The 10,308-nt window shown below is 73.2% G+C and carries 5 protein-coding genes and 2 pseudogenes; 1 reads left to right on the plus strand and 6 read right to left on the minus strand.

All coding sequences use genetic code 11. The features are described from left to right. From HCN56_RS19480 to pyrG, 6 genes and pseudogenes are all read right to left on the minus strand, one after another. Nucleotides 1-283, minus strand: a pseudogene (locus tag HCN56_RS19480) (hypothetical protein); the annotation flags it as partial. After that, complete coding sequence (locus tag HCN56_RS19485) at nt 280-1,410, minus strand: ParA family protein (RefSeq protein WP_167972950.1); 1,131 nt, start codon at nt 1,408-1,410, stop codon at nt 280-282. The gene HCN56_RS19485 and the pseudogene HCN56_RS19480, both read right to left, overlap by 4 nt. A 387-nt stretch (nt 1,411-1,797) precedes the next feature. Then, nucleotides 1,798-2,913 carry an alanine dehydrogenase gene (ald, locus tag HCN56_RS19490; protein WP_167972955.1) on the minus strand — a complete coding sequence of 372 codons (1,116 nt, stop codon included), beginning with the start codon at nt 2,911-2,913 and terminating at the stop codon, nt 1,798-1,800. Between the two features lie 663 nt (nt 2,914-3,576). Then, nucleotides 3,577-5,625: pseudogene (locus HCN56_RS19495) on the minus strand (tetratricopeptide repeat protein); the annotation flags it as partial. A gap of 122 nt (nt 5,626-5,747) precedes the next feature. Next, entirely contained in the window at nt 5,748-6,365 is a 618-nt protein-coding gene (locus tag HCN56_RS19500) for an NUDIX domain-containing protein (protein ID WP_245246763.1), read from the minus strand. A 31-nt stretch (nt 6,366-6,396) separates the two neighbouring features. Further along, nucleotides 6,397-8,100 carry a CTP synthase gene (gene pyrG / locus HCN56_RS19505; RefSeq protein ID WP_167972952.1) on the minus strand — a complete coding sequence of 568 codons (1,704 nt, stop codon included), beginning with the start codon at nt 8,098-8,100 and terminating at the stop codon, nt 6,397-6,399. A gap of 349 nt (nt 8,101-8,449) precedes the next feature. Between pyrG and HCN56_RS19510 the strand changes: the two genes are divergently transcribed. Beyond that, a complete protein-coding gene (locus HCN56_RS19510) occupies nt 8,450-10,255 on the plus strand; it encodes a glycoside hydrolase family 15 protein (protein ID WP_312871305.1) in 1,806 nt (601 codons plus the stop codon). Nucleotides 10,256-10,308: the final 53 nt, after the last annotated feature.

Here is a 10,308-nt window from a genome sequence, read left to right on the forward strand (position 1 = left end):
CGGCAGGGGGCTGGCCCGGCGCGGGCTGGGCACGGGCCGCGCCGCGGGTGCCCTGGGCGGGCAGCGGCGACGTCCGGGGCTCGTCACCGCCGGAGCCGCCGGGCCCGCCGGAGCGGTCGGAGTCCTCGGCCTCGTCCCCCTCGGACTCGACCGGCTCCCCCTCCGGACGGCCCGGAGACTGCCGTGCGGCGTCCTCGGTGGCCTGCGGCCCCTGGGGGACGGAGGGCTGAACGGCGGGACCGCCGGTGGTGCGGAACAGTTCGTCGGCTGCCGGCAGACTCACTCGGCGTGGCACCGGGCGAGCACCTCCCTGGCCAGCTGGCGGTAGGCGGCGGCACCGACGGAGTTGGAGGCGTAGGTGGTGATGGGTTCACCCGCGACGGTGGTCTCGGGGAACCGGACCGTGCGCCCGATCACGGTGTGGTACACGTGGTTCTCGAACGCCTCGACGACCCGGGCCAGCACCTCGCGGCTGTGCACCGTGCGCGAGTCGTACATGGTCGCCAGGATGCCGTCGAGCTGCAGGCTGGGGTTGAGCCGCTCCTGCACCTTCTCGATGGTCTCGGTGAGCAGGGCGACGCCGCGCAGGGCGAAGAACTCGCACTCCAGCGGCACGATGACCTTGTGTGCGGCGGTGAGCGCGTTGACGGTGAGCAGGCCGAGCGACGGCTGGCAGTCGATCACCACGAAGTCGTAGTCGGACAGCATCGGCTGCAGGGCGCGCTGCAGGGTGGACTCGCGGGCCACCTCGCTGACGAGCTGGACCTCGGCGGCGGAGAGGTCGATGTTGCTCGGCAGCAGGTCCATGCCGGCGACGGCCGTCTTGAGCAGCACCTCGTCGGGGGCCATGCCCCGCTGCATGAGGAGGTTGTAGACGGTGAGTTCGAGCTCCATCGGGTTGACGCCGAGACCGACGGAGAGGGCGCCCTGGGGGTCGAAGTCCACCAGCAGCACGCGGCGGCCGTACTCGGCGAGCGCGGCACCCAGGTTGATGGTCGAGGTCGTCTTGCCGACCCCGCCCTTCTGGTTGCACATCGCGATGATCGTCGCGGGGCCGCGTTCCTTGACGGGCCCGGGGATCGGGAAGTACGGGAGGGGGCGACCGGTCGGGCCGATCCGCTCGCGGCGCTGCCGCGCGGCGTCGGGCGCGATGGTCGCGGCGTACTCGGGGTCGGGTTCGTACTCCGCGTCCGGGTCGTAGAACTGACCGTCGGGCAACTCCGCCAAGCCGGGCTCCGTCTGCGTGGTGGTGTCGTCGCTCTTCTGATGCACCGTCATGTCCGTTGGGTTCTTGTGCGTCGCGAACGTGTGGACAGCGACCGAACCGACCTCGGCGAGGCCGGCGGGGCCCGCCGGTTGTCCCGGCCCCCCTGGCTGTCCTTCCCCGGGAGTGATTGTCGACTCATTCACAAGTCGTCCTACCTCCTTAGGGACCAAGCAACTTCTGGACAGAGTCACGTCCCGCCCTGCCGACGACTGGCGACTCTATGGCGTGTCGGGCGTCCACAGCAACACAAACCGGCGTAACGACACTGACGCGTCGTCACACGACGACTGTGTGTCCAGAGCGTGCGATGCGTGGACAACGGGTCGGAGGCCACAGCGAATCGGGTAAACGGTCATCTTCCGGGTGAGTTGACCTCGGGAAACAGCGGGCCGCACACACAACCGACCGGACGCCGTCGAACGACGTCCGGTCGGTTGTGTGACATTTCCCCGCGTTGACCGGCGTGTTGACGGCTGATTGTCGATCTGTTGATCTGACGATCACCCCACCGTCCGGCCGGATGCGGCGGCTCAGCCGAGCAGCGACCCCAGCTCCGCGTGCGGCAGGCCGTGCGCGGCGGCGACCGGTTCGTAGACGAGCTCACCGGCGTGGGCGTTGAGCCCGAGGGCGAACGCCGGGTCCCGCCGCAGCGCCTCCCGCCAGCCGCGGTTGGCCAGCTGCACGATGTACGGCAGCGTCGCGTTGGTGAGGGCGTAGGTGGAGGTGCTGGGCACGGCGCCGGGCATGTTGGCGACGCAGTAGAAGACCGAGTCGTGGACGGTGAAGGTCGGCTCGGCGTGCGTGGTGGGACGGGAGTCCTCGAAGCAGCCGCCCTGGTCGATGGCGATGTCCACCAGGACGCTGCCCGGCTTCATCTCCGCGACCAGCTCGTTGCGGACCAGCTTGGGCGCCTTGGCGCCGGGGATCAGCACGGCACCGATCACGAGGTCGGCCTCGCGCACCGCCTTCTCCAGCTCGAACGCGTTGGAGGTGATGGTGCGGACCTGGCCGCCGTAGATGCGGTTGGCCTCGCGCAGCTTGTTGACGTCGGTGTCCAGCAGGGTGACCCGGAAACCCATGCCGACCGCGATCTGCATGGCGTTCCAGCCGGAGACGCCGCCGCCGATGACCACGGCGTCCGCCGCCGCCACACCGGGCACACCGCCGGGCAGGACGCCGCGCCCGCCGGCGGAGCGCATCAGGTGGTAGGCCCCGACCTGGGGCGCGATACGGCCGGCCACCTCCGACATGGGCGCCAGCAGCGGGAGCGCGCGGTCGGCGGTCTCCACCGTCTCGTAGGCGATCGCGGTGGTGCCGGACCCCAGCAGGGCGTCGGTGCACTCCGCGGAGGCCGCCAGGTGCAGGTAGGTGAAGAGGATCTGGTTCTTGCGGAGCCGGTGGTACTCCTCCGCGATCGGTTCCTTGACCTTCAGCACCAGGTCGGCGGTGCCCCAGACCTCGTCGGCCGTCGGCAGCACGGTGGCGCCGGCGGCGGCGAAAGCGGCGTCGGGGATGGCCGAGCCGGTACCGGCGTCGTGCTCCACGAAGACCTCGTGGCCGGCGCGGACCAGCTCGTGGACCCCGGCCGGCGTGATCGCCACCCGGAACTCGTTGTTCTTGACCTCGCGGGGGATGCCGACCTTCACGTCGATCACGGTCCTTGGGTGTTCGGCGGCAGGAACATAGGCCGGGAAGGCGGGGCTTCGCACCCATACCGGAGGTATGCCGGAAGCAACCCGTTCAGCCACGGCAGCCTCATTCTTAATGAAGGAGTCTCGCCATGTCCAGCCTTGAAATCACTAAAGTTCCGCGAGTCCTGTCTATGTTTCGTAGGTGCGACTCTGGGTGGTCCCCGGGGTTTCGGAGGGCGACGAACCACCGGCCGCCGGGCGCTCCGCGGCCTCGCCGCCCGGCGGGAAGTCGGGCCGGGCAGGGACCGGCGGGCCGGGCGGCTGCACCGCCTCCCCCACCGCACCCGCATCGGCCGCGCCTGCCCGGCCCGCGGCGCTCTCCCCCGGCGGCACCTCCCCGGCACCGGCCGCGTCACCCCCGCCGGCTTCGTCCGTTCCGGAGCCGGCCCCGGACGCCCCGGCCCCAGGCCGCTCGTCTCCGGCCGCCGGCCGCTCCGCCGGCTCGCCTTCTCTCCCGGCGGCTTCCCGCATGTCCGGACCGGCCGGGCCGTTGCGCGCACCGGCGGCCCGCACCGCGTCCGCAGCGGCGCCCTCCTCCACCCCGGCGCCGACCCCCACCCCGGTGCTGGTGCCGGCCTCGGGCGGGGCGGACGGCGCCGGCACCCGGGCGGCCGCCGGGGTCTCCCCCGGCGGGCCGAGCAGCCGGTCGGCCTCCGCTCGGTGCGCGTCGGCGTCCCGCTTGTGACCGAGGCGTTCGGCGCAGTCGGCCAGCCGGAGCCACAGCGCCGCCCGGAGCCGCGCGTCGTCGGTGCGTTCCGCGATCCGCAGCGCCTCACGGCAGGTCCGCAGTGCGTCCTGGGTCCACCCGGCGTACTCCTGCACCCGGCCGGCCTCCCCCACCGCCCGCGCCTGGGCGGCGGTGTCGCCCCGCCGCCGGTGGGTGGCGGCGGCGGCACGCCAGGAACGCAGCGCCGGCCGCCACTGCTCGTCGTAGGTGAGCACGGCGCCGAGCCGCCCGTGGAGCCGGGCCTCGGACTCGCGGTCGTCGCGGGACTGCGCCATCGTCAGCGCCCTGCCGTACCAGTCGGCCGCGCGCTGCCAGCCCCCGAGCTCCGCGTGGGTGCCGCCGATGGACTCCAGCACGCGGCCCACCGCCTCGCGGTCGGCCCGGTCGCCCTCCGAACGCAGCGCGGCGAGGGCGGACTGGTAGCGGGCGAGCGCCGCGGTGGGGCGGCCGTTGGCGGCGTCGAGGTCGCCGAGGTTGAGCAGGGCCGCGGCGCGTTCCCGCGCCAGGTGCTGACGCTCCGCGACACCGAGGACCAGCTCGTGCAGCCGGTACAGCTCGGGGGCGGCGACCCGCGCCCCGCGGTGGGCGAGCAGCGCCGCGGTCAGGGCGGCGATCAGCCGCCGCGCCAGGGTGTCCAGTTCACCGTCGGCGACGGCCAGGCGCGAGGCGGCCTGGAGTGCGTCGAGCCGGTGGGCCAGCCAGGCGGCGGCCGTGGCCTCGTCGGCGAAGCGCAGCGAGCCGGGCAGCCCCGCGAGCCACTCGCGGGCGTCGCTGTCCGGCGGCTGGGTGGCCGCGTGGCAGGCCATCAGCTGCCGCACGGTCCGCTCCAGCATGCGGGCGCGGGCGAGTTGGACGTCGGAGGGCCGTTCGCGCTCCTCCAGCCGCGCCCGCAGCAGCGGTTCCAGGCAGCCGGGGACGGCGTAGAGCGGGCCGACAGGCTGCTCCGGTCCGGGCGGTCTGGCGTGGGCGGTGCGCACCAGGCCCAGCAGGGCCAGTTCGGCAAGGGTGGTGCGGGCGGTGCCGATCGAGCACCCGGCGAGGGTCGCGGCGGTGTGGGCGTCGGCCAGCCCGGCCGGGGCGAGCGCCAGCAGCCGCAGCATGCGGGCGGCGGTGGCGGACAGGTGCGAGGTGGCGAGCCGGAACGCCCGGTCCAGCGCGTCGCCCTCGGGGGCGGCGGACTCCAGGTCGGCGAGGCGGCGAGCGGCGTCCGCGACGGCGGCGTCCGGGTGGGCGGCCAGCCAGCCGCCGGCGAGGACCAGCGCCGCCGGCAGATGGGCGCACCGCTCGGCAAGGGACTCGGCGGCGCGCGGGTCCACGGTCACCCGGGTGGGGCCGGCGCCGCGGGTGATGAGCTGGACGGCGGCGTTCTGGCCCAGTGCCCCGACGGTGCAGGGCCGGACGTCGGGGACGCCGGTCAGCGGGCCCCGGGCGACGGCGACGACCAGGCAGACCCGGCTGTCGGGGGTGAGTTCGTTGAGCTGGTCGGCGGTGGCGACGTCGTCGAGCAGCAGCAGGACCTCGCGAGCGGCGAGGGCGGCGCGCAGCTCGGCGGTGAGTTCGTCCTCCTCGGCGCCGGGCGGGGCGACGAGGCCGAGGTCGCCGAGGAGGGCGCGGGCGGTGCGCTCCAGGGGGACGGGGGTGCCGCCGGGGTCGGTGAGCCGGGCGCGGAGCACCCCGTCGGCAAAGTCCCCGGCCGCCTCCCGGCGGCGGGCGTACTCCTCCGCCAGCGAGGTGCGGCCCGTGCCGGGCCGGCCGACGATCAGCAGGACGCGGCTGCGCGGCGCGGGCCGGCCGGCGAGGGTGTGGAGCCCCGCGTGCTCGGTGTCCCCCCGCAGCGTGGACAACTCGTCCCGTCTGCCGAGGAAAACCGCTGGTCCGCCCGGTCCTGCCGCCTTGCCCGAGAATGCCGGGACCCTGCTGTGCGCCGCCTGTTCCGTCACGTCCCGAGGGTAAGTCAGCACCCGTGCCGGGCCTGCCTCAGACACGTCCGCCGCCCGGTGCGGGCACCGGGCGGCGGATCGGGTGGCGGATCGGTGTCCGCCGGGCGGGTGGTGCCCGCCCGTCAGTCGAAGGGCCGCGCCGGCCAGGGCGCGTCCGCCGGGCGCAGCGCGTCGAGCCCGTCACCGGCGCGGGCGACCGTCAGCGCGAGGACACCCAGGACGAGGAAGGTGTTCTGCAGCTCCCCCGCGAGTCCGGCCCGCACGAGTTCGGCGACCGGGACCCGGGCGTGCAGCATGTGGGCCTCCTCCTCGCCGACCGCGTAGCGGTCACCCTCGGCGTCGGAGAGACCGCGGGCCAGGAAGACCCGGACGGCCTCGTCGGTGCCGCCGGGGCTGGGGTAGAGGTCGGTCAGGACCCGCCAGTCCTCGGCCTTGACGTGGGCCTCCTCGTACAGCTCCCGCTGCGCGGCGTGGAGCGGGTTCTCGCCGGGGACGTCGAGCAGTCCCGCCGGCACCTCCCACAGCTCGCGCCGCACCGGGTGGCGGTACTGCCGGATGACGGTGACGCGGTCCTCGTCGTCGAGGGCGACGACGGCGACCGAACCGGGGTGCACCAGGTAGTCGCGGGCGGCGACCGTGCCGTCGGGCATCCGGACGCGGTCGGTGCGGACGCTGGTCTTGTGGCCGGTGAAGCGGGTGAACGTCTCGGTCACCGGCCAGTCTGCCGGGACGTCGCGCAGCTCGGGACGGTCCTCGGGGGTCCCCGTCACGTCAGGCTCCTTTCCCGGCGCCACCGGTCGCCGTCTCGGCGCCGGCGGTACCGGCGGTGCCGGCGGTGATGCGCTCGACCGCCGCCCGGACCAGCCCGGCGAAGAGCGGGTGCGGCCGGGTGGGCCGCGACTTCAGCTCGGGGTGGGCCTGGGTGGCGACGAGGAAGGGGTGCGTCTCGCGCGGGTACTCGACGTACTCGACGAGCCGGTTGTCGGGCGAGGTGCCGGAGAAGACCAGCCCCGCCTTCTTCTCCAGCTCCGCGCGGTAGGCGTTGTTGACCTCGTAGCGGTGGCGGTGGCGCTCCTCGACCTGCTCCACGCCGCCGTAGACCTCGCGGACCACGGAACCCTCGGCCAGCCGCGCCGGGTACAGGCCCAGCCGCATCGTGCCGCCCATGTCGCCCTCGCCGGCGACGATGTCGAGCTGCTCCGCCATGGTGGAGATCACCGGGCTGACGGCCGCGCTGTTGAACTCGGTCGAGTCGGCGCCCTCGATGCCGGCCAGGTTGCGCGCGGCCTCGATGACGATGCACTGCAGGCCGAGGCAGAGGCCGAGCAGCGGTACGCGGTTCTCGCGGGCGTAGCGGATCGCCGCGACCTTGCCCTCGACGCCGCGGTCCCCGAAGCCGCCGGGGACGCAGACCGCGTCGACGTCGGCGAGCTGCTCGGCCGCGCCCTCGGCGGTCTTGCAGTCGTCGGAGGTGACCCACTTGACCTTGACGCGGGCGCGGTTGGCGAAGCCGCCGGCGCGGATCGCCTCGGTGACCGACAGGTAGGCGTCGGGCAGGTCGATGTACTTGCCGACGAGGGCGACCGTGACCTCGTGGTCCGGCTCGTGCACCCGGCGCAGCAGGTCGTCCCACTCGGTCCAGCTGACGTCGCGGAACGGCAGGTCCAGGCGGCGGACGACGTAGGCGTCCAGCCCCTCGCCGTGGAGCACCTTGGGGATGTCGTAGATGGACTTGGCGTCGATGGCCGCCACGACGGCGGCCTCGTCCACGTCGCACATCAGCGAGATCTTGCGCTTGATCGAGACCGGGACCTCCCGGTCGGCGCGCAGCACGATCGCGTCGGGCTGGATGCCGATGTTGCGCAGCGCCGCGACGGAGTGCTGGGTGGGCTTGGTCTTCAGCTCACCGGAGGGGCCGATGTAGGGGAGCAGCGAGATGTGCACGACGAAGACGTTGTCGCGGCCGACCTCGTGGCGGACCTGGCGGACCGCCTCCAGGAAGGGCAGCGACTCGATGTCGCCGACGGTGCCGCCGACCTCGGTGATGACAACGTCCACGTCGTCGGTGGCCATCCGGCGGATGCGGTGCTTGATCTCGTTGGTGATGTGCGGGATGACCTGCACGGTGTCGCCGAGGTACTCGCCGCGCCGCTCCTTGGCGATCACGGTGGAGTAGACCTGGCCGGTGGTGACGTTGGCGCTGCCGTCGAGGTCGACGTCGAGGAAGCGCTCGTAGTGGCCGATGTCGAGGTCGGTCTCGGCGCCGTCGTCGGTGACGAAGACCTCGCCGTGCTGGAACGGGTTCATCGTGCCGGGGTCGACGTTGAGGTACGGGTCGAGCTTCTGCATCGTGACCCGCAGTCCGCGCGCCTTGAGGAGAGCGCCGAGGCTGGAGGCGGTGAGCCCCTTGCCGAGGGAGGAGGCGACTCCTCCGGTGACGAAGATGTGCTTGGTCGTCGGGTTGTTCATCGGCATGCCCAAGAGGTGCTCCCGTGGTCGCGAGGTGGGGTCCGCGACGGTCGCACGCCGTGTCGTTCCCGGGGTCCCGTCGCTGCGGTTCGGGGAATCTGACGTCCTCCGCTCCACGGGCCACCAGAGTATCAGTGACGTCCGGGTGGAGCCGGTGCCCGGGACCCCTCCCACCCGCGGTGCGCCCCCCTGTGACCGGCGCACTCCGGTCGCCGGTGTCCACGGGCTGATCTTCCCTCTCGCTTCCGTGCGGGGAAAGCGCTTGGGACGCGTAAGCTTCCCCGGACGCTCGCTGGGCATCAGCAAGAACCGCCTCCCAGGAGGGGCGGGACGTACGTTCGACTGGAGGCGCGCAGTGGCCGGGCGCATCGAGGATTACGCACTTATCGGGGACATGCAGACCGCCGCGCTGATCGGGCGGGACGGTTCGGCCGACTGGCTGTGCCTACCCCGTTTCGACTCACACGCGGTGTTCGCAGGTCTTCTGGGGACCGATGAGCACGGCTGCTGGCGGCTGGGACCCGCCCCCGCCGAGGGCGCCGAACCGGCGCCGGCGACCCGCCGCCGCTACAAGGGCGACTCCCTCATTCTGGAATCGGAATGGGACACCCCCCGCGGCACGGTCCGGGTGACCGACTTCATGCCGCCGCGCGACGGCGCACCCCAGCTGGTGCGCATCGTGGAGGGCGTGAGCGGGCGCGTGCCGATGCGTTCCGCGCTGCGGATGCGCTTCTCCTTCGGCTGGGTGGTCCCCTGGGTCCACAAGGTGGACGACCGCCTGGTCGCCGTCGCCGGCCCGGACTCGGTCTGGCTGGACACCGCCGCCGAGACCTACGGCGAGGACCTCACCACCTACTCCGACTTCACCGTCGCGCCGGGCGAGCGGGTGGCGATGACCATCAGCTGGCAGCCCTCGCACAAGGAGCCGCCGCCCCGCGCCGAGCCGGAGGAGGCACTCGCCACCACGGAGGAGTTCTGGCGGGAGTGGGTGACGCACTGTACGTACCACGGCCCCTACCGCGAGGCCGTGGTCCGTTCGCTGATCACCCTGAAGGCGCTCACCTACGCGCCGACCGGCGGCATCGTCGCCGCGCCGACCACCTCCCTCCCGGAGGCCATCGGCGGCTCCCGCAACTGGGACTACCGCTTCACCTGGCTGCGGGACGCGGCGATCACCCTCTCCTCGCTGCTGCGCACCGGGTACCGGGAGGAGGCGCAGGCGTGGCGGGAGTGGCTGCTGCGCGCCGTCGCCGGCGACCCGGAGAACCTGCAGATCATGTACGGCATCGCCGGCGAGCGGGAACTGGGCGAGACCGAGCTGGACTGGCTGCCGGGGTACGAGAACTCCAAGCCGGTCCGCGTCGGCAACGGCGCCGCCGGCCAGCTCCAGCTGGACGTCTACGGCGAGGTCACCGAGGCGCTCTACCTGGCGCACATGACCGGCCTGGCCCGCAACGACCACTCCAACCTGCTGCTCCTCAAGCTCATCGGCTACCTGGAGAAGCACTGGAACGAGCCGGACGAGGGCATCTGGGAGGTCCGCGGCCCGCGCCGCCACTTCACCCACTCCAAGGTGATGGCCTGGGTGGCGGTGGACCGCGCGGTCAAGCTGATCGAGTCCGGTGAGGTCGACGGTCCGCTGGACCGCTGGCGCGAGCTGCGCGAGGAGATCCACCGCGACGTCTGCGAGAAGGGCTACGACCCGCAGCGCAACACCTTCACGCAGTCCTACGGCTCGCAGGAGCTGGACGCCTCGCTGCTGCTCATCCCGCAGATGGGTTTCCTGCCCCCCGACGACAAGCGTGTCATCGGCACCGTGGAGGCGATCCAGCGCGAGCTGTCCACGCCCGACGGCTTCATCCTGCGCTACCCGGTGGCGGAGGGTGAGGAGGCCGGTGTCGACGGCCTCATCGGCGAGGAGGGCGCCTTCCTGGCCTGCTCGTTCTGGATGGCCGACGACCTGGCGATGATCGGCCGCGTCGACGAGGCCCGCCGTCTCTTCGAGCGGCTGCTGGCGCTGCGCAACGACCTCGGCCTGCTCGCCGAGGAGTGGGACTCCCACGCGCAGCGGCAGGTCGGCAACTTCCCGCAGGCGTTCAGCCACGTGCCGCTGGTGGACACCGCGCTGCGGCTGACCGCCTCCGGCGCCTACCGGGGCTGACGCACCCTGCCACCCGGGCCGCCGGGGAGACGCCGCACCGGCGTCTCCCCGGC

Source organism: Streptomyces lonarensis, assembly GCF_012033735.1.
GTDB classification, from domain to species: domain Bacteria; phylum Actinomycetota; class Actinomycetes; order Streptomycetales; family Streptomycetaceae; genus Streptomyces; species Streptomyces lonarensis.